The 20,449-nt window shown below is 35.0% G+C and carries 16 protein-coding genes; 14 read left to right on the top strand and 2 right to left on the bottom strand.

The window, feature by feature from the left end; all coding sequences use genetic code 11:
- Window positions 1-98 precede the first annotated feature (98 nt).
- The 5 genes from V1503_RS23310 to V1503_RS23290 all read left to right on the top strand — a co-directional run bounded on the left by V1503_RS23310 (window position 99) and on the right by V1503_RS23290 (window position 7,526).
- Window positions 99-512 carry a CoA-binding protein gene (locus tag V1503_RS23310; protein WP_214482404.1) on the top strand — a complete coding sequence of 138 codons (414 nt, stop codon included), beginning with the start codon at window positions 99-101 and terminating at the stop codon, window positions 510-512.
- A gap of 783 nt (window positions 513-1,295) precedes the next feature.
- Entirely contained in the window at window positions 1,296-3,260 is a 1,965-nt protein-coding gene (gene parE / locus V1503_RS23305) for a DNA topoisomerase IV subunit B (RefSeq protein WP_320257238.1), read from the top strand.
- Window positions 3,261-3,262: 2 nt separating this feature from the next.
- Window positions 3,263-5,689 carry a DNA topoisomerase IV subunit A gene (gene parC / locus V1503_RS23300; protein WP_410629339.1) on the top strand — a complete coding sequence of 809 codons (2,427 nt, stop codon included), beginning with the start codon at window positions 3,263-3,265 and terminating at the stop codon, window positions 5,687-5,689.
- 159 nt (window positions 5,690-5,848) lie between these two features.
- Window positions 5,849-6,010 carry a hypothetical protein gene (locus V1503_RS23295; protein ID WP_410629338.1) on the top strand — a complete coding sequence of 54 codons (162 nt, stop codon included), beginning with the start codon at window positions 5,849-5,851 and terminating at the stop codon, window positions 6,008-6,010.
- A 502-nt stretch (window positions 6,011-6,512) separates the two neighbouring features.
- Window positions 6,513-7,526, top strand: coding sequence for a catalase family protein (locus V1503_RS23290; protein WP_410629337.1), 1,014 nt, complete (start codon window positions 6,513-6,515; stop codon window positions 7,524-7,526).
- A gap of 120 nt (window positions 7,527-7,646) precedes the next feature.
- Here V1503_RS23290 and yoyE read toward each other — a convergent pair whose 3' ends face one another.
- Window positions 7,647-7,772: a protein YoyE gene (yoyE, locus tag V1503_RS23285; RefSeq protein WP_284730443.1), complete on the bottom strand. Its 126-nt coding sequence runs from the start codon at window positions 7,770-7,772 to the stop codon at window positions 7,647-7,649.
- Between the two features lie 1,068 nt (window positions 7,773-8,840).
- On the opposite strand from yoyE, the gene V1503_RS23280 reads away from it, so the two are divergent.
- From V1503_RS23280 to V1503_RS23260, 5 genes are all read left to right on the top strand, one after another.
- Entirely contained in the window at window positions 8,841-10,586 is a 1,746-nt protein-coding gene (locus tag V1503_RS23280) for a carbon starvation CstA family protein (RefSeq protein WP_214481895.1), read from the top strand.
- A 240-nt stretch (window positions 10,587-10,826) separates the two neighbouring features.
- A complete protein-coding gene (locus V1503_RS23275) occupies window positions 10,827-11,093 on the top strand; it encodes a cory-CC-star protein (RefSeq protein WP_214481894.1) in 267 nt (88 codons plus the stop codon).
- 29 nt (window positions 11,094-11,122) lie between these two features.
- Complete coding sequence (locus V1503_RS23270) at window positions 11,123-12,040, top strand: ArsA family ATPase (protein WP_410629336.1); 918 nt, start codon at window positions 11,123-11,125, stop codon at window positions 12,038-12,040.
- 136 nt (window positions 12,041-12,176) lie between these two features.
- Window positions 12,177-12,878 carry a purine-nucleoside phosphorylase gene (deoD, locus tag V1503_RS23265; protein WP_214481892.1) on the top strand — a complete coding sequence of 234 codons (702 nt, stop codon included), beginning with the start codon at window positions 12,177-12,179 and terminating at the stop codon, window positions 12,876-12,878.
- 357 nt (window positions 12,879-13,235) lie between these two features.
- Complete coding sequence (locus V1503_RS23260) at window positions 13,236-14,138, top strand: M15 family metallopeptidase (protein WP_410629335.1); 903 nt, start codon at window positions 13,236-13,238, stop codon at window positions 14,136-14,138.
- A 315-nt stretch (window positions 14,139-14,453) separates the two neighbouring features.
- Here the strand turns inward: V1503_RS23260 and V1503_RS23255 are convergent, their stop codons facing one another.
- Entirely contained in the window at window positions 14,454-15,140 is a 687-nt protein-coding gene (locus tag V1503_RS23255; protein ID WP_410629334.1) for a response regulator transcription factor, read from the bottom strand.
- 169 nt (window positions 15,141-15,309) lie between these two features.
- Here V1503_RS23255 and V1503_RS23250 point away from each other — a divergent pair, with 169 nt between their 5' ends.
- The 4 genes from V1503_RS23250 (at window position 15,310) to V1503_RS23235 (ending at window position 20,381) form a co-directional block, all read left to right on the top strand.
- Complete coding sequence (locus tag V1503_RS23250; protein ID WP_410629333.1) at window positions 15,310-16,203, top strand: R2-like ligand-binding oxidase; 894 nt, start codon at window positions 15,310-15,312, stop codon at window positions 16,201-16,203.
- Between the two features lie 344 nt (window positions 16,204-16,547).
- Window positions 16,548-18,080 carry an aldehyde dehydrogenase family protein gene (locus V1503_RS23245; RefSeq protein ID WP_214481887.1) on the top strand — a complete coding sequence of 511 codons (1,533 nt, stop codon included), beginning with the start codon at window positions 16,548-16,550 and terminating at the stop codon, window positions 18,078-18,080.
- A 123-nt stretch (window positions 18,081-18,203) separates the two neighbouring features.
- Window positions 18,204-19,424 carry an iron-containing alcohol dehydrogenase gene (locus V1503_RS23240; RefSeq protein WP_410629332.1) on the top strand — a complete coding sequence of 407 codons (1,221 nt, stop codon included), beginning with the start codon at window positions 18,204-18,206 and terminating at the stop codon, window positions 19,422-19,424.
- Between the two features lie 456 nt (window positions 19,425-19,880).
- A complete protein-coding gene (locus V1503_RS23235; protein ID WP_410629331.1) occupies window positions 19,881-20,381 on the top strand; it encodes a MarR family winged helix-turn-helix transcriptional regulator in 501 nt (166 codons plus the stop codon).
- Window positions 20,382-20,449 lie beyond the last annotated feature (68 nt).

Genomic DNA, 20,449 nt, shown 5'->3' with positions numbered 1-20,449 from the left:
GGATAGTGATTTGTTTTAAAATACGTAAGCATTTCTATTTCTGAGCTTAAGGTGATAGTGATACAATAAGTATATAACTAATACATGGAGATGATTAGATGGCAATTGAAATTCCAAATCGAGAAGAATTGGGAGAAATCTTAAAAAAAAGTAAACGGGTTGCGGTTGTTGGTCTATCTGCCAATCCAGAAAAAACATCCTACAAAGTTAGTAAAGTTATGCAGGATGCAGGATATGAAATCATCCCAGTCAATCCAACTGTTAATGAAGTTTTAGGTGTCAAAGCAGTGAAATCTCTTCAAGAGATTGAAGGTCATGTAGATATCGTTAATGTATTTCGTCGGTCAGAGAAACTTTATGACGTTGCAAAGGAATTTGTAGAAATAGATGCTGATGTTTTTTGGGCTCAATTAGGACTTATTAATGAAGAAGCATATCATTTTTTAAATGATAAAGGATACACTGTTGTTATGGATAGGTGTATTAAAGTTGAATATGTTGCTACAAAGTAAGTTTGAACTCATTCTTCAATGACTGCTTTATTTTGCATAATTATTGTACAAATGCGACACACTATAAAAACAACATGGTTGAATGATTGTTACTTTGTCATCCATGTCGCAAAATAAGTAAATGTTCACAAATTTTCCTCCCTCTTGGAGTACTCATGAAAATTGAGTACTCTTTTTTCTGTATGTCTTAATTTCATTCAATAGGAGCATTTGAACTTTCACTTTAGATTGTTTTCGCATTAATTGTTGCTTTTTCTAAAAAACCTAAACATTAAAAGAACTAACAAACGGTGGATATCCTTTCTTCTCTATAGACTATAAGAGTCATATGATACACATCATTTACTCAAATATAAGTTCCAAAAGCACCGAAGTAAACGAAAAGAGCCTTATGTTAAATTATTTATCATTCATAGGCTAGAAAAATCAAATTTTACAAAAATGAGAGGGTTTTAAAAGAAGAAAAAATTTTTGTCCTTGTGATAAGTGGGTATTACCATATATTATATAAAATAGGAGTTGCAGTTTTATTCTGTTTCTAAAAGGTGTATAATTAGAACACCCGTTCTTTTTATGGGCAAAAAGGAACTAAAAATATGATTTAGGGGCTATAGGATAATCCACCTTTAGTGCCTATCCCCTCGAGGCCATTTCCATACATCCTATCAAGGGAAATGACTCGAATGCTTGTCAGGGATAATCGAGGCGTTTACGCATTTATTTTGTACTATAACAAGATTAAAAAGTTGTTGTGTATGTTTTTTGTATTGAGGAGGTAGTTTTTTGTCAAAGCAAAGTTTTGAATATAATGATGAAGCCATCCAGGTGCTAGAAGGGCTGGAAGCTGTAAGAAAACGTCCGGGTATGTACATAGGAAGTACAGACACACGAGGGCTACATCATTTAGTATATGAAATTGTTGATAATTCTGTAGATGAAGCTTTAGCTGGCTACGGGAACCATATAAAAGTTACGATACATAAAAATCAAAGTATTAGTGTAGTTGATAAAGGGAGAGGCATGCCAGTTGGCATGCATAAGTCAGGAAAGCCCACTCCTGAAGTTATACATACTGTTTTACATGCTGGTGGGAAGTTTGGACAAGGTGGTTATAAAACGAGTGGAGGATTACATGGTGTAGGTGCATCTGTCGTTAATGCTCTTTCTGAATGGTTAACTGTTACGATCCGTCGTGATGGAAACGTATACGAACAGAGGTTTGAACAAGGAGGAAGTGTAGTTTCTGCACTTGAAAATAAAGGGCGAACGAATCAAACGGGTACAACAACTCACTTTAAGCCAGACCCAAGCATATTTAGTACAATTACATATAACTTTAATACACTGTGTGAGAGATTGCGTGAGTCAGCATTTCTGTTAAAGGGTCTAAAGATTGAGCTCATAGACGAGCGGCACAATGAGCAAGAAATATTTCATTATGAGAATGGCATAGAGGCTTTCGTTCAATATTTAAACGAGGAAAAGGATACACTACATCCAGTGATATCATTTGAAGGGGAACAAAACGACATTGCAGTTGAATATTCCTTCCAATTTAATGATGGATTTTCAGAAAACATCCTTTCATTCGTGAATAATGTAAGAACGAAGGATGGAGGTACCCATGAATCGGGTGCCAAAACAGCAATGACGCGTGCTTTTAATGAATATGCCCGTAAGGTAGGATTATTAAAGGAAAAAGATAAAAACCTTGAGGGATCAGACATTCGTGAAGGACTTGCTGCCATCGTGTCTGTCAGAATTCCAGAGGAGTTACTTCAATTTGAAGGGCAAACGAAAGGGAAGTTAGGGACAAGTGATGCGCGCTCAGCAGTTGATGCTGTTATAACGGAGAATTTGGCGTATTTCTTTGAGGAAAATCCTGATGTTAGTTCGTTATTAGTGAAAAAAGCTATAAAAGCATATCAAGCTCGAGAAGCTGCTAGAAAAGCTCGAGAAGAAGCACGAAACGGGAAGAAACGAAAGAAATCTGAAGGTACTTTAAGTGGAAAGCTTACACCAGCTCAATCTCGAAATCCACATAAAAATGAACTTTATTTAGTTGAAGGTGATTCTGCCGGTGGATCTGCTAAGCAAGGGAGAGACCGACGATTTCAAGCTGTGCTGCCTTTACGTGGTAAGGTTATTAATACAGAAAAAGCTAAGCTTGCAGATATATTTAAAAATGAAGAAATTAATACAATTATACATGCTGTAGGTGGAGGAGTTGGCTCTGAGTTTTCTGTGGAGGATATTAATTATGATAAAGTAATCATTATGACAGATGCCGATACAGATGGAGCACATATACAAGTACTTTTACTTACATTTTTTTATAGATATATGAAACCACTCGTTGATGCAGGTAAAATATTTATCGCTCTGCCACCACTATATAAAGTAAGTAAAGGAACTGGAAAAAAAGAAGTGTTAGAATATGCTTGGTCTGAGGACGAGCTGAAATTAGCTATGGATAAGATAGGGAAAGGGTACACAATTCAGCGCTACAAAGGGCTTGGTGAAATGAACGCTGATCAGCTTTGGGAAACGACTATGAACCCTGAAACGAGAACGCTCATTCGTGTAAGGATTAATGATGCTGCAAGAGCAGAGAGACGAGTTACAACGTTAATGGGTGATAAAGTTGAACCTAGACGTAAATGGATTGAAAGTAATGTAGCTTTTGGTTTAGAGGAAGAAACGAATATTTTAGACAATGATAACTTGTCGGTCGTGGAGGAGGATTAAGAATGTCACAAATTGAAACAATTCGAGAATTACCACTAGCAGATGTTCTCGGCGACCGCTTTGGTAGATATAGTAAGTACATTATTCAGGAACGTGCTTTACCTGATGCTAGGGATGGGTTGAAGCCTGTACAAAGACGTATATTGTATTCTATGTACGTTGAAGGAAATACAGCTGACAAAGCCTTTCGTAAATCAGCAAAAACTGTAGGAAACGTGATTGGTAATTATCATCCGCATGGTGATACATCAGTCTATGATGCTATGGTGCGTATGACGCAAGATTGGAAACTGCGTAAATTGTTGGTTGAAATGCACGGGAATAACGGAAGTATTGATGGTGATCCGCCAGCTGCTATGCGTTACACAGAGGCAAGGCTTTCATCAATTGCTTCAGAGCTATTGAGAGATATTGATAAAAATACAGTAGAGTTCATACCGAATTTTGATGAAACGAGTAAAGAGCCAGTTGTGTTACCTGCTATGTTTCCTAACCTATTAGTGAACGGATCCACTGGGATTTCAGCAGGTTATGCGACCGAAATTCCTCCACATCATCTTGGAGAAGTAATAGATGGTGTAATTATGCGAATTGACCGTCCAAACTGTACAATTGATGACTTAATGACAGTTATTAAAGGCCCTGACCTGCCAACGGGAGGCATCATCCAAGGAGTAGAAGGGATTAAAAAAGCATATCAAACTGGTAAAGGCAAAATGATCATTCGAGGTAAAACGTCGATTGAATCCATTAGAGGTGGTAGGCAACAAATTGTCGTAACTGAAATCCCTTATGAAGTAAATAAAGCCAACTTAGTAAAGAAAATAGATGATTTACGCCTAGATCGTAAAGTCGAAGGGATATCAGAGGTTCGTGATGAGACCGACCGAACGGGATTGCGAATCGTTATAGAATTAAAGAAGGATGCAGATGCACAAGGTGTGTTAAATTATCTATTAAAGAATACGGACTTGCAAATTCCGTATAGCTTTAATATGGTAGCTATCCACCAAAAACGTCCGAAGCTAATGGGCTTAGCAGAGATGCTTGATGCTTACATTAAACACCAAGCAGAAGTGGTAAAAAACAGGACGCAATATGAATTAAATAAAGCAAAAGATAGACATCATGTTGTGGAAGGGCTCATGAAGGCATTATCGATATTAGATGAAGTGATCTCAACCATTCGTTCGTCAAAAGATAAAAAAGATGCCAAAATAAATCTTATTAGTGCGTTTCAATTTACTGAGCTACAAGCGGAAGCAATTGTTACATTGCAGCTATATCGCCTAACAAATACAGACATTACTCAGCTTGAACAAGAAGCAGGTGAATTATTAGATAAAATAGCTGAATTAACAGCAATTTTAACTAGTGAAAAAAGGTTATTTACTGTCATAAAAAAAGATTTAAGGAAGCTTCGAAAAATATATGCCGATAACCGACGTTCGATTATTGAAGCCGAAATAGAGGATTTAAAAATCAATTTAGAAGTGATGGTTGCACCTGAGGATGTAATTGTCACGGTTACGAAGGACGGCTATGTGAAAAGAACGAGTCTTCGTTCATATTCTGCTTCAAATGGGCAAGATTTTGCAATGAAAGAATCAGACAGGCTGTTAGGAATGTATGAAATTAATACAACTGATGTCTTATTAATTTTTACCAACAAAGGTAATTATTTGTATTGTCCTGTCCATGAATTACCTGATATACGCTGGAAAGATCTTGGACAACATATTGCAAATATCGTCAACATTGATCGAGATGAACAGATCATTAAAGCAATTCCTATTAAAGAGTTTAAGTCCAGTCAATTTTTATTATTTGTCACAAAAAACGGTATGGTGAAGAAAACCATTCTGGACCAATATAAAGCAACACGATATTCCCGAGCATTAGTAGCAATTAATTTAAAAGATCATGATGAAGTCATTGATGTTGAAATGACAGATGGGACTATGGATATTTTTCTAGCAACCTACTTTGGATATGGATTATGGTTTCATGAAAATGAAGTAAATGTTGTCGGAGCGCGTGCGGCAGGAGTGAAGGGAATCAATTTAAAAGATGGCGATTATGTCGTAAGTGGAATCATAGGTCAACAAGAACAGCAGCCTGATCTAGTAGCGATAACACACCGCGGTGCAATTAAAAGAATGAAATTGACAGGATTTGAAAAAACATCTCGTGCAAAACGTGGTGTAGTGATGTTACGTGAACTAAAAAATAACCCTCATCGTTTAGTTGGTGTTGTTTTTGTTACTCAAAAAGACGTAGTATATTTCCAAACTGAAAATGATGTGATTCATTCTGTTGATCCTATCACCCTTAGACCGACCGATCGATATAGCAATGGTTCATTTATTATAGATGTACAAGAAGAAGGTCAAGTGAGTGAGATATGGAAGGAAAATAACAAGGAATAATTAGTTTTTTAAAAACCAGTTTTTACACTGGTTTTTTTATTTTGCTTCGGTAAATATTAATTTTTTTTATTTAACTAGGCGAATACACATACAGGACAAATAGGCATTTGAATTATATGAGTAGTGATATCATTATAAAAACATACAGGAGAGGTTTATATGACAAATATATTCGTAGATCCATGCATTGACAATAAAGGTTCAGGGTGTGAAAAAAACATTGCGACAGATCATTTTTGCTGTCAATTCGCTGTACCAAACCATACAGACACAAGCTTATACATTACAAAAGGCTGTGTAGAGGTACGAAAGCAGCCATAAATATAAGAAATTATTATATTTAGCATCATTTTGTATTAGCGTTGCATAGAATAGTACAACACTTGTAAAAGGAGTAGAGGATATGAACAAATATTGTACTCATTGTTGTGCTATTTTAAGTTATAAAAGTAACAATTGTTCATTGTGTGGGAGTCATCACATTAAAGAAATTGTTATCAATATACAAAAGCAGCCAACTGAAAAAGGAGATAACTAGTCATACAAATTGTGTATACCTTACAAATTCCACGAGCAAATAATAGTAGCTTTCTGGTCATTTAGATGACTGTCACAGCCATTCTTATTTATAAGCAAGTTGCCAGTAGTTTTTGATTTCTATAACTTGTACAATAAATAACCTGCTCTATATGGAGTGAGGTTATTTTTAATTAGCCAGAAGCCTCTCAAATACTTAATTCCATTTTCAACTACAGTTTTGTTATGAATATTTATGATGTTTTTGCTAATCATATTGTTAATAACAAAAAAGGGAGATATTTCTATGGATAATGCAAATCAAGTAACTAAATTTGAATCAATACCAAATGATGAAGCATCTTTAATTGAAAGTATGGAATCGTTACTAAGAAAAAAAATGGAGAAGGAATATACTGAAGGAAATACGAAAAGAGATGCTCACCCAAAACACCTCGCATTGTTACAGGCTCAGTTTATTATTGAGCCAAATCTTCCCGATGAACTAAAAGTAGGTATTTTTGAAAAACCAAACAAATATGATGCGTGGATTCGTATATCAAATGCAAATGGTAAAATACAGTCGGATATGAAAAAAGACTTCAGAGGATTTGCGGTAAAATTAATGGGAGTTAAGGGAAAAAAATATGAGAAGGATGAAAATGAAACCCAAGATTTTGTATTAATGAGCCATCCAACTATGCCATTAGGGACAGTAAAACTATTTCATGATGCTGTTTATTATAGTTTAAAGTGGAATCCACTCGTTTTATTGTTGAAGATGACTTTGTCTGGGAAAGGAGATATTATTAAGGAATTAAATAATGGTAAAAAAAATCATTCATCTCCTTTAGATATCCGCTATTGGAGTACAACTCCTTATATGTTCGGTGATAATAAAGTAGTGAAGTATTCAATCATTCCAACATCTATATATAAAAGTACGCTACCAGAACCTTTAACTGACCGTTATTTAACTGATAATATAGAAAAGCACTTAGCTAAAGAGGAGGCTAGTTTTGACTTTTTCATTCAATTTCAAAAAGATCCACAACTTATGCCTGTGGAAGATGCTGGAATAGAGTGGAAAGAGGAGGATTCTTCATTTATAAAAGTTGCGACTATTAAAATCCCACCACAAATTTTTAGAACGAAGCAAAGAGACGAGTTAGCAGAGGATTTTACATTCTCACCTGGACATGCTCTTATTGAACATCAACCCATCGGGGGTATTAACCGGGCTAGGGTAGAAATATATCGTAATTTATCAACATATAGACATGAAAGAGATAGCAGAGAAATGGTTGAACCACATCATTAACTAGGAAGGGTCTCTTTAGAACAAAGGTCAAATGAAGATGTACAGCCAAAGAAATTACTCTTATTTTTGTAGGAGTTTTCTTTGGCTGCTTTTATTGCTAGATTTTATAAGGGTAACAAACTATTTTTTTCGCTTTTTAGCAGAAAATTCCTCACCGTGAGCTTCTTGTTCAGCTCTCGTTGCCTCTGGTGGTAGATGGTTGTTTTTTTTAGGTGCATTAATACGATTTCTATTTTTTTTACCCATGCATCATCTCTCCTTTATGATTATTACTACAGTTTATTTTTATCACTTTTCGAAGAATTTGGTTTCGTTTTATTAGACCGCGATGTTGGATTTGTTTTATTGGCATAATCTACGGCCTGCTTTATTTTTTTATTAGTCATATCAGTCATACCCCCTTGTAATTTTTTACTTAATTACAGCTTCTAGAACATTACCTAACCTGCTTAACGTTACATCGAGATTAACCAACTTCACCGTTTATACTATTCCTTTTTTGAAGAATTCTATTCGTTTTCTATAATATGTTTAGCCTTGATGGATGTTTTGCCTATTAGAAACTCTCCTTTTCAAAAGCTAGAATTTGATGTGTCTTTGCTAATTTAAATCCAGGTGTTTATATAACCGGTTACCAATCGGTCTAATTTAGAAAATAATAGCAAAGTTTACGAAAAGAGCCTTTATATACTGTTTGTGCACTATTTGTTACTTTTCGTAATAAGAGAGGTAGACATGCAATAAGTTACCTTCGTGGCATCTTTTCTATTCAATGAACTAAAGAAGCATTTAATACATATTAGTTACTCAAATATAAATGAAATAATAGCAAAGTTTACTAAAAGAGCCTTTATATTAGGTTTGTCCACTATTTGTTACTTTTCGTAATAAGAGAGGTAGACATGCAATAAGTTACCTTCGTGGCATCTTTTCTTCTCAATGAACTAAAGAAGCATTTAAACCATATTAGTTACTCAAATATAAATGAAATAATAGCAAAGTTTGCGAAAAGAGCCTTTATATACTGTTTGTGCACTATTTGTTACTTTTCGTACTAAGAGAGGTAGACATGCAATAAGTTACCTTCGTGGCATCTTTTCTTTTCAATGAACTAAAGAAGCATTTAAACCATATTAGTTACTCAAATTTAAATGAAATAATAGCAAAGTTTGCGAAAAGAGCCTTTTCTTTTAGAAAAATATAATATCGAATTGGTCACTTGAATAGTATTACTATTAACAAGGTTCAAAATGGACAAGAATGTAGTTGTTTTATCACTATTGTACAAATTTTCTTTGGTAGGGGGGAATGAAGTTGAATAGTATTTGGTTAGCGATATTCGGAATGGTAGTCTTTGCACTCGGGTATCGATATTATTCGAAGTTTATAGCGGAGAAAATTTATCGTCTTGACTCTAGTTATGTAACTCCAGCACATAAGTATGAAGACGGTGTTGATTTTGTGCCAACGAAAAAATCCATCTTATGGGGGCATCATTTTACTTCGGTAGCAGGTGCTGCACCAATTGTTGGGCCAGCTATAGCAGTTTATTGGGGATGGTTACCTGCATTGCTATGGGTTGTATTGGGAACTGTTTTTGCTGCAGGGGTACATGATTTTGGTACACTCGTTTTATCTGTTCGTCACAAAGGACAATCTGTCGGTACTTTAACGAATAAACTAATCGGGAAGCAAGCTAAGATCTTATTTCTATTTATTATCTTAATTTTAGTGCTTATGGTAAATGCAGTTTTTGCTTGGGTTATTTCAAATTTATTTATTACATTTCCAGCCAGTGTTATCCCTGTATTTATTGAAATACCTCTCGCCATATGGATAGGATATGCAGTTTATAGAAAGAAAAAAGGGATGCTTGTACCTTCAATTATTGCGCTTTTGATAATGTACGCAACTGCAGTTTTAACTAGTAAGTATCAAATTCTTCAAATAGATTTAGTGAGATATTTCGGTGGTGCAAATAACACTGTTTTATTTGGACTTGATGGTGTTTCAATGGCATTTTTTGTTTGGATCATCATTTTAATGGTGTATTTGTATATCGCTTCTATCTTACCAGTTTGGAAGTTATTACAGCCACGAGACTATATTAACTCACATCAACTTATCGTCGGGTTATTTATTTTATATGGTGGATTATTATTATTAAGGCCCGAAATAACGGCGCCTATGACAAATACAGCTGCTACAGACAAATCTTGGTTTCCATTGTTATTCATCACAATTGCATGTGGTGCTATCTCAGGGTTTCACGGATTGGTTTCGTCAGGTACAACCTCTAAACAGCTAGATAAAGAAACAGATGCTCGTTTTGTTGGTTATTTAGGGGCAATAGGTGAAGGGTCGCTAGCGTTGATTGCCATCATTGCAGTCGTGACATTTTTCGCTACACCTGGAGAATTTTTAACTGCTTATAGTAGTTTTGATAATGCTAGTAGCGGAGGTTTAAGTGCGTTTATTGGCGGGGCAGCTCAGCTAGCAACTGGGTTATTTATTCCTGAGGAAATTGCAAAAACGATAGTAACGATTATCGTCGTAAGCTTTGCGGCAACTTCGTTAGATACTTCAGTACGATTAATGAGATATATTATTTCAGAATTAGGATATGAGTACAAGATAAATCCATTAACAAAGACGCATGTTGCAACATCGGTTGCTGTAATTACAAGTGCAGCTCTAATATTGTTACCAAAAGGTCCCAATGGTTTTGGGTCAGGTGGGTACTTGCTTTGGCCATTGTTTGGTACGTCGAATCAATTATTGGCAGGTATAAGCTTGTTACTTATTTCAATTTGGCTCAAAAAACAAGGGAGAAATTATATTGTTACACTAGCTCCTATGTTGTTCATTATTATTATGACGCTTTGGGCGATGATACAACAAGTTGTTTTTCAGTGGTCAGGATATGGTGAATCAGATGCAAATTTACTTCTATTCATACTAGGTGGAGTTATATTAGTATTCGCTTTTTGGATATTGTTGATTGCCTTCTCTTCATTAACGAAAAAGGACAACACTAATAATATTAATACTCCGATGTAACTACCAAAGTCTGCTGTTCTCTTCTTAATTGGTGGTGGTGATAAAGTTATATATACGCTTATACGTAATAGTTGTAACGCCTATTTCATTCGTTGAAAAAGCTGATTTGGTAGTATTTAAAAATTTGATAATCAAAAACTGGCATAGGTGGCTATCCTTTTAAGGCAAGTCACCTTTTTTATATATAAGAAGATTGATTCTAAAAACGTAAGGTTCATTTTGTATAAGGATGGTGAAATAATGGACAAGGCATGGAATATGTTGAAAATACTCATTAGGAATTATGATGAAATGCTTAAATTACCTCACCGCATAGAAATTGCAAGGGAGCTAAGAGACGAAGATGATTTATTTGTATTACTTTGTAGTTCAGAGTTACTGGGTGTTCCTAATCCAATTTTTTATTATACGCTAGAATTATACCCATATATGATTGAAAATTTCCACGAATGGCACTTGCGCATGGGTATGGAGCACTCACCACTAGATGGCATTCGATGCTGTTAAATGATTAAAACCATAAACGGAGGTTACTAATGGATATTAAAAAAATTCTATTTGTAGGAGGCAAAGGTGGGGTAGGGAAATCAACAACAGCTGCCGCCATTGCGCTGAAACTTGCAAAAAATAACAAAAGGACATTAATCATTTCCACAGATCCAGCACATAATATTGGTGATATTTTTCATCAACAAGTAGGACATACACAAAGAGAAGTGTATTCAAACTTATTTGCGCTTGAAATAGATCCACAGCAAGAAGCTGATCGATACATTCAGACAGTTAAGGACAATATAAGGGAAACGGTTAAACCCCACATGCTTGAGGAGGTGAATCGTCAAATTGATTTAGCTAAATGCTCCCCAGGAGCGGATGAAGCAGCATTATTTGACAAATTGGTTTCAATTATCATCGAAAAAAAAGACAAGTTCGATCATTTAATTATTGATACAGCTCCTACAGGACACACACTTAGGCTATTATCGCTACCAGAATTAATGACTGTATGGATGAACGGAATGGTAAGTCGTCGAAAGAAAATAAACAGAAATTATTCTCAATTACTTAATGACGGTGAGGAAATTGAAGATCCAATTTATAAAATTTTAAAAATGAGAAAAAATAGATTTAAAGAAGTGAGAGATATTTTATTAAATAGTAAAGTTACAGGATACTTGTTCGTGTTAAATGCAGAACGACTTCCAATTATTGAAACTAAAAAAGCTGTAATGTTACTTCAAGATAATGACTTTCAAGTTGAGACAATTGTTGTTAATAAAGTATTACCTGACGATATGTCTGACACTTTTTTTCAACAACGAAAACAACAAGAAAGAGTTTATTTAGATCAAATTAAGGAACAATTTAAATCACAGAAAGTAATGTTAATCCCTTTATTTAATGAGGATATACACTCGTTCAGAATGCTTAGCAATTTTGCTGAACAAATTTGAAACATGAATGTCATAACTCCGATTAGACATCCGACGTCAGACATCCAAACAAATTTTCGCAAAATGTTCTTTTTTTTCTACATGTAACTATGTTATATTGTACTTGAACTAGTAAACAACATTAGGAGGAATTACGATGAGCGTACATATTGGAGCAAAAGAAAATGAAATCGCTGACAAAATATTACTACCAGGAGATCCATTACGTGCTAAGTATATAGCAGAAACATTTTTAGATGACACTATTTGTTATAACGAAGTACGAGGTATGCTTGGTTTTACAGGGACATATAAGGGAGAAAAAATATCAGTTCAAGGTACAGGTATGGGGGTACCTTCGATTGCTATATATATAAACGAGTTAATGCAAAGCTACAATGTTCAAACATTAATACGTGTAGGAACTTGTGGAGCGATCCAAAAAGATGTTAAAGTTCGCGATGTTATTTTAGCGATGACTTCATCTACAGACTCAAGTATGAATAAAATTAGATTTGGTGGGATTGATTATGCACCAACTGCAGACTTTGAACTATTGAAGAATGCGTACGATATAGGTGTTGAAAAAGGCTTGAATTTAAAAGCAGGTAATGTCTTTACAGCTGATCAATTCTATAACGATAATGCCGAATTTGAAAAGTGGGCTCAGTATGGAATTTTAGCAATCGAAATGGAAACAACTGCTCTATATACATTAGCTGCTAAATTCGGTCGCAAAGCACTATCAGTGTTAACGGTAAGTGATCATATACTAACAGGAGAAGAAACAACTTCTGAAGAACGCCAAACTACTTTTAATGATATGATTGAAGTTGCACTTGATGCAGCAATTAAGTAAGTATATTGAAGTTTAATATACCTTGTGATCAATAAACTTTCATGTTTTGAATATATGGAAAATGGATTTCTCCATTCAATTCATGGGTGTTAGGCTAGAGCCCTGAAAACACTATTTGGCTTTTACAAGTCCTTGCAAAGCAAGGGCTTGTTTATATATTGACTAGATTATAACCAAATCATTTTAAGCTAATATAGAGTAAAGTAAATTGTTATGTAAGGTACTAAAAGTGAATGGTTTTGCTAAAAGGTTGTTAAATAGATCGGAAAAAACTTTCCTATAATTGATTATATTTTGGTAAAATATAAAATCAGAGGTCTTATTATATAAGTTAATATGAAAAAGGGGACAACCAACATGAAATTTTTCACACTAACAAGATTATTTATTACTTCAACATTCATTGGAATACTGTTAATTTCAGGTTGTTCAAATGGAAGTGTAAATTTGCAAGATGAAGAAGTAATAGCAACTGAAGGAACGGAGACCGTAGAAGAAAACGTTTCTGACCAAGGCAACGAAAGTCAGCAAGAAAATTTAGCAGTTGAAGAAGAAGTTGAAACGACAGCAGATGAAGCCCAACAAGGCGAAGACCAAGACAAACAATCGTCCAATAATAACGAGGACCTGGTTTCCTTAGAACAATTTAATAATGTCATAGAAGAGCAAAATGGACTTAAAGTGATTATGAATCCAGAAAATATATTATCCATCGTCAATAAGGAACAAAGCTTACCTAGCGATTATATTCCTGATGACTTGGTAGTACCGAATGTAGCATTCTCATTTGGAGACCAAGTACTAGAAAAAAGCTACTTACGATCGGAAGCTGCTCTTGCCTTAGAAGAAATGTTTAAGCAGGCATCTCAAGAAAATATTACTTTATATGCTGTTTCTGGCTATCGTTCATTTGAAAGACAAAATGAACTATTCACCGCTGAGGTGGCTAAGTATGGAAAAGAGAAAGCATCACAGGCTGTTGCTGTTCCAGGTCATAGCGAACATCAAACAGGGTTAACAATGGATATAAGTAGTCAAAGTGTAAACTTTTTATTAACAACTGATTTTGCTGATACAATCGAAGGGCAATGGGTTGAAAATAACGCTCATTTGTTTGGCTTTATTGTTAGATATCCAAAAGACAAAGTAGATATCACGGGCTATCAATACGAGCCTTGGCATATCCGTTATGTAGGGAAGGATGTTGCTAAAGTGTTATATGATAATAATATTATTCTCGATGGTATCTTGAATAAATAAGAAATAGAGCGCCAATGCTAGGATAACAGAACTCTTAATAGGGTGACGAAACTACTTAAGCTAGTGGATTCAAACAATCATATAAAGATACTCCTATTTAGTTAGTTTTATGGATAGGAGTATCGAAATATCAATAAGTTATTTTGTAACCTTTGTTACTATTTTTATTTAGTTACATGATAAAAAGTGATTTAATGATTCTCAAAACTAGCTAGCAGTAGCAGATATGATGTTATGGAGTACTAATAGGTTGCTTTTTACTATAATATTTTTTGATTCTGATGACTTTATAACTATTTAAATAGCTTCAAAGTGCTAATGAATAATTTTTTCGCGTAATGCAACAGCAACAGCTTCTGTACGATGATTTACGTTAAGTTTTTTTATTGCAGAGCTAATATAATCTCTCGTTGTAAATTCACTTATTTTTAATAAAATTGCTATTTCCTTAGTACTATACCCATTTGATAGAAATTGCAGCGTTTGAACCTCTCTTCTGCTTAATATGTCTGTTAGCGATTCGGATCTCTTAACAGAATGCACTGCTAATTGGTAATATTCCATAACATTTGTTATGAGTGCATTGTCTATTGGCTTTGTACCAACATATCTGTCGATAAGAACACAGCCAAAAACATTTCGTAAGTAGCTTAATGGAATAACTAGTAAGGATGAAAGCTCAAATTGATCAATATACCTGTTAGGTATGAATTTACGAAGTTGATCAAGAAATAAGTAATGCGCTTTATTTCTTGTAATTGCAGCTTGAATAGGAGGTATTGTTCTAACATCTTCTCGAATATAGGTTATAGGATAAACACCATCAGCATCTACTCGCATTACACCTTCACCAATAAAACTCAGTTGAGAATATGAAAATATCGATGCTCTTTCAAAAGGAAAATAAGTCAAACTACCTCTGAGCATTAATTCAATCCTCTTATTAATGTTTTTCGTGTCTACTAAACGATGAATAAAATCAATTATCTCTCCATCAAACATTTACATTATTCACCCCTATATTTTCAGGAATCGAAACGATTAATTAAATCCCTTATGATAAATGTAAGCGTTTACTAGAATGATTTAACAGAAAATTTAGATATCTATCAAACTTAATTGTACAATTTTTTGAGCAATTCATCAATTTATATGTCAAAGGAGGAGCAAAATGGTTAGAAAACACGTGATTACTACTAGTGAAAGGGGAATTGTTGAAGATCTATTGCCATACCGATTATATCAAAAGGCTAAACGGTTTGGAATTTGGAATCCTCAAGATATTGATTTTTCAAAAGATCGAGAAGACTGGAAATCACTTAATGAAGTTCAGCAAGAAGATATTCTACGTGTTATTGCCCAATTTCAAGGAGGGGAAGAGGCAGTTACTTTAGATTTACTACCTCTGATCATGGCAATCGCAAAAGAAGGACGTATTGAGGAGGAAATGTTTTTAACTACCTTTCTATTTGAGGAAGCTAAACACACAGAGTTTTTCCGTAACGTACTTAATATAATTGGAGAAAAGGGTGATTTATCTCATTTCCATACACCTATTTATAAGAAGATCTTTTTTGAGATTCTTCCAAATGCAATGGAAAAAATTGTTTACGATCAATCTCCTGAAGCCATTGCAGAAGCTGCTACAGTATATAACATGTTTGTAGAAGGAGTCTTGGCAGAGACAGGGTACTATTCCTTTTACATTTCTCTTGACAAAGCGGGTGTTATGCCAGGCTTAATGAAAGGAATTGGACTGTTGAAGAGGGATGAGTCCAGACATATAGGGTACGGGACATATTTACTTCAGCGCTTAATTTCAGAGCATCCACATATTTTTGATTTAGTAAGTAACAAAATGGAAGAGTTAGCACCACTAGCATTACAGTTGAATCAAGAAGGAATAGCAGGAAGAGAATTGAGCTCATTTGGAAATCCGACTGAAGAAACAATGCAATATACGATGAAACAACTTAGTATTAGAATGGAAATTCTCTCAAGAGCAAGAGGGAAAAAAATCGAGGAAATATATAAAACGAATGAAGCGGATGTCGGTGTGATATAGGAATACATTTTTCTCTCATTATTTCAGGCTGTGTTGGGATAGTTAATGACTCCACATAAACTCTTATGTGATATCCGATTGTGACACTTTTTATATATCATTGGCAAATTCCTAACTTCACTACGTAGTTTTTTAAATATGTTATTCAAAATAGATCTTTGTTAAAAAAATGGCTGTTTTCGCATTGATTGTTGCTTTTCGTTCAATGAAAGAAATACTGATAAACGAAGCGGGCTTGGTATCTTTACAAAGAGGTCCATAAATTTTATTGTTGCAGTCCTATATTAGTCTCATTAGCAATAATGTTTATGACAAGAGCCTAAAAATTAAAAGGAGGGACAAATATGTCTATAAAAGTTGATGTAAGTACTTTCCCATTATTTATTAATGGGGAGTGGGTACCAGCTGTTAGCGGAGAAACATTTGATGTACACAATCCTGCAACAGGAGATGTGGTTGCAAAAGTTGCAAAAGGGAATAAGTATGATGTGGAAAAAGCAGTTAATGCAGCCAGCGCAGCATTTGAGCAAGCTGAGTGGCGCGATATGAACCCTAAAGATCGTTCCAAATTGTTGTATGCGATTGCGCATAAAATCATAGCAAACTCAAAAGAGCTTATTTACTTAGAAACGATTAGCTCTGGCGGAACTGTTAGAAGATTATCCTCTAGTGACGTTATGCAAATGGCTGATTTATTCCAAACTTTAGGCAAGTTTGTTCTAGAATATCCATTCTCCGAAACGTTGCCTGTACCTCCTTTCCCTGGTCCTGCACATAACTTTGTATGGAGAGAACCGATTGGCGTTTGTGCAGCGATTACCCCTTGGAATATGCCTATGTTAATTGCTACTTGGAAAATTGCACCTGCATTAGCAATGGGAAATACAATTGTCATAAAGCCAGCTAGTTATACACCACTTTCAACTCTTAAACTGGCTGAAATTATTTCCGAGGTTGTACCGAAAGGAGTTATAAACGTCGTTACCGGCTCCGGAAATGAAGTAGGTGAGCCGCTTGCTACACATCCAAAGGTTGATAAAATTGCATTTACGGGCTCTACGGAAGTTGGACGTCATATAATGAGTCTTGCTTCACATACAGTTAAGAATACTACGCTAGAGCTTGGTGGAAAATCTCCTAATATACTTCTTGAAGATGCTGACTTAAATATTGCGTTACCTGGTAGCTTATTTGGCGTTTTCCTACATTCGGGACAGCTATGTGAGTCTGGAACTAGATTATTTGTTCCTGATAGTCTATATGAAATGGTAATTGAAAAACTGGCAGAATTGGCAGGTACATTAAAGTTAGGAAATCCGCTTGATCCTGAAACTGATATGGGACCTGTTATATCTTCACAACAAAAGGAAACGATCCTTTCTTATATAGAATCAGGAAAAAAAGAAGGAGCTAGGTTAGTCTGCGGAGGAAAAGAGGCGGTAGTTGAAGGCTGTGAAAATGGCCATTTTATTGAGCCAACTATTTTTGCTGATGTCACGAATGATATGAAAATTGCGAGAGAAGAAATATTTGGACCTGTATTATCAATTATTCGTTATGGTGAGCTCGATGATGCTATTAAAATGGCGAATGATACGATTTACGGTCTAGCTGCGGGGGTTTGGACGAAAGACGTAAATAAAGCATACGAAGTAGTGCGACAACTTCGAGCAGGGGTTGTTTGGATTAATGATTGGCATTTATTAAGAAATGATGCACCATTTGGTGGATATAAGCAGAGTGGTATAGGCAGGGAGATGGGAAAATACTCATTAGATGCATATACACAGTTAAAGCATGTCCATACTTCGATGGTTCCTGACCTTCATAAACGACGTTGGAATCAATTGTTATTTTCCAACCTCCACGAGACTTAATTATAATCCTAGTTTATTGACTATCACTTATCAACTTGATACCCAACTTATTTACTTTTTACAGTAACATATTCACTTTCGAAAAAGAGGGGTTTTTCATAATTAATGAAATGAGGTGTGTATATGACATTATCATATAACCAATATATGCAAAGAACTGCCATTCATAGTGGATCAGGTACACGAGCAATGATTCCAGATTTATTTCAAAACATGCAAGCAAAAAGAGTTGTTTTATTCAGTGATAAAGGCCTTAAGGAAGCTGGAATTGTCGACAAAATAGCTGAATTGTTTTCATTAACTTCTTATGGAACGGGACCTGAATTAGCTGGTGTTTATTTAGATATTGTTCAGGATGCTGGTAGTGAATGTGTCAACGCGGCAACATGTTTTGCAAGAGAAGTAAATGCTGATGCGCTTCTTGCAGTAGGTGGGGGTAGTGTTTTAGATACGGTTAAAGGTGTGAAATATGCTTTATTTAAAGGGTTAACTGATATAAAAACTGCAATACCAGGTGGGCTTTTAATTGAAAGTTGGCCTGAAGCAGCTCATATGAGAATACCACATATTTCTGTACCTACAACAGCAGGAACTGGTTCAGAGGTTTCACCTATTGCAGTCATATACAATGAAGAACTTAGATTAAAAACGACGATGATTAATCCATTTATCAATGCTGATATGGCGGTTCTTGATCCAGACGTGACGACAGGACTTCCAGCTTTCATTACAGCATTTACAGGATTTGATGCACTGACTCATGCCATAGAAGCATTGGCATCGCCGAATGCGACTCCTTTTACAGATGCAAATGCCTTGCACACAATTCGTTTAATAGAAAAACATTTGCCAACCGTTGTTGAAAATGGGCAAGATTTAGAAGCTCGATTAGAAATGCTACAAGCAAGTACGATGGGGATTACCGCCTTCAGCTATTCTTTAAACGCGATACCTGTCCATAATTTAGCTCATGCCTACGGTGCATTGTTTAGAATTCCGCATGGGCTTGCCAATGCTGTATTTCTTCCAATTGTTATTGAATCATTACCTGACTTATACTTGCCGAAAATCGTTGAATTTGCTCAAGCCTTACAAATAGAAACAGCTGGCAAGGATCGACAAGTTCTCCTTAAAGAGGTAGTACAGAAAATTAGAGATTTACAGATGAAAGTTGGATTACCTGCGGATTTTGCAGATTACGGCATCGAAGAAGATTATTTAGAGGCAGCAGGTATGGCTGTTGCAATGGATCCAGCAGCACTTACTTTTTCCATACCTCCTGAGATTATAGAGCAAATCGGTTTGAAGGTAATAGGTGCAAGAACAAATGTCTCTAGTACGTAAGGTATATGACTAACAATTATTGATATGTAAATAAGCGCAGTTAATAAAAGATGAGGGGAACCTATCTAACTAGGTTTCCCTCAATTGTATTTAGCGGATAATAAAACCAAAATGGACGAATGCTTCATAATTGCCATTTTTTATTTCTGTAACGATTCAATAAGCTTCATATTGCGACGCATTGTGTAAAATAATTATATAATATTAGGTTCATAGTTTTTATTTGATTTTACAATTAGGCTTTTCCTTATACGTAGATATATTTCACTAATTCATGATTTAATTATCTTTTTGCATGACTGGTTTTAGCATTGATTGTTGTTTGTAGTATGAAAAATTAAAGCGCGTATACAACTACATTTCTTTTTCACTAATACTCCAGTAAACAATAGCTTTACGATCTATAGCAACAAAATATACGAAAAGAGACTTTGTAAAAAAATGTGAATAAATCACTTGCACTTATTTAGTTTAGTAACTATACTAAATGATATGAATAGTAAAAAGAAAAACACAACAGACCAAGCGAAGCATAGTAGCCATAATATAGGAAGGTTAATTTTTCAATTACAACGACTCGAACGACATCCTCGAACTTTTGGTGGAGAAATAAATCTGACGCCGAGTGAAATTCATGCGATAGATGCAATTGGAATTGAAGGTGAGATTCTAATGAGTGAACTTGCAAGGCGCTTGGACGTAACGAAAGGAGCCGTTACACAGGTTATCAGTCGTTTAGAAAGCAAGAAACTGGTTTTTCGTTCTCCGCATTATAAAGATTCTCGAGCAGTACTCATTTCATTAACAGAGAGGGGGAAGGTAGCTTTTCAAGCCCATGAGGAGCTTCACGAGCAATTTTACGCAAGAATTAGAGAAGAATTAGACCCAAAAGAAGTTGCAATCTTTGAAAGGTGTATAAAAATATTTACTGATTTATTAAAAGAAGATAAAGGATAAAATACTGACAAAACAATGCAATCAGCATACAGCTCTCTGTTGATTGTAGTTTTTTACTATTTATAGTA

The sequence above is a fragment of the Nanhaiella sioensis genome (genome assembly GCF_046557775.1).
Taxonomy (GTDB): Bacteria; Bacillota; Bacilli; order Bacillales; family SM2101; genus Nanhaiella; species Nanhaiella sioensis.
The sequence above is the reverse complement of the archived record's forward strand: the minus strand, read 5'-3'. Positions and strand labels throughout refer to the sequence as shown.

Excerpts from the sequence above, each read along its gene's own strand:
- V1503_RS23310 (WP_214482404.1), top strand. The coding sequence starts at position 99 with ATGGCAATTGAAATTCCAAATCGAGAAGAATTGGGAGAAATCTTAAAA.
- parC (WP_410629339.1), top strand. The coding sequence starts at position 3,263 with ATGTCACAAATTGAAACAATTCGAGAATTACCACTAGCAGATGTTCTC.
- V1503_RS23295 (WP_410629338.1), top strand. The coding sequence starts at position 5,849 with ATGACAAATATATTCGTAGATCCATGCATTGACAATAAAGGTTCAGGG.
- V1503_RS23290 (WP_410629337.1), top strand. The coding sequence starts at position 6,513 with ATGGATAATGCAAATCAAGTAACTAAATTTGAATCAATACCAAATGAT.
- yoyE (WP_284730443.1), bottom strand. The coding sequence starts at position 7,772 with ATGGGTAAAAAAAATAGAAATCGTATTAATGCACCTAAAAAAAACAAC.
- V1503_RS23275 (WP_214481894.1), top strand. The coding sequence starts at position 10,827 with ATGGACAAGGCATGGAATATGTTGAAAATACTCATTAGGAATTATGAT.
- V1503_RS23270 (WP_410629336.1), top strand. The coding sequence starts at position 11,123 with ATGGATATTAAAAAAATTCTATTTGTAGGAGGCAAAGGTGGGGTAGGG.
- deoD (WP_214481892.1), top strand. The coding sequence starts at position 12,177 with ATGAGCGTACATATTGGAGCAAAAGAAAATGAAATCGCTGACAAAATA.
- V1503_RS23260 (WP_410629335.1), top strand. The coding sequence starts at position 13,236 with ATGAAATTTTTCACACTAACAAGATTATTTATTACTTCAACATTCATT.
- V1503_RS23255 (WP_410629334.1), bottom strand. The coding sequence starts at position 15,140 with ATGTTTGATGGAGAGATAATTGATTTTATTCATCGTTTAGTAGACACG.
- V1503_RS23250 (WP_410629333.1), top strand. The coding sequence starts at position 15,310 with ATGGTTAGAAAACACGTGATTACTACTAGTGAAAGGGGAATTGTTGAA.
- V1503_RS23245 (WP_214481887.1), top strand. The coding sequence starts at position 16,548 with ATGTCTATAAAAGTTGATGTAAGTACTTTCCCATTATTTATTAATGGG.
- V1503_RS23240 (WP_410629332.1), top strand. The coding sequence starts at position 18,204 with ATGACATTATCATATAACCAATATATGCAAAGAACTGCCATTCATAGT.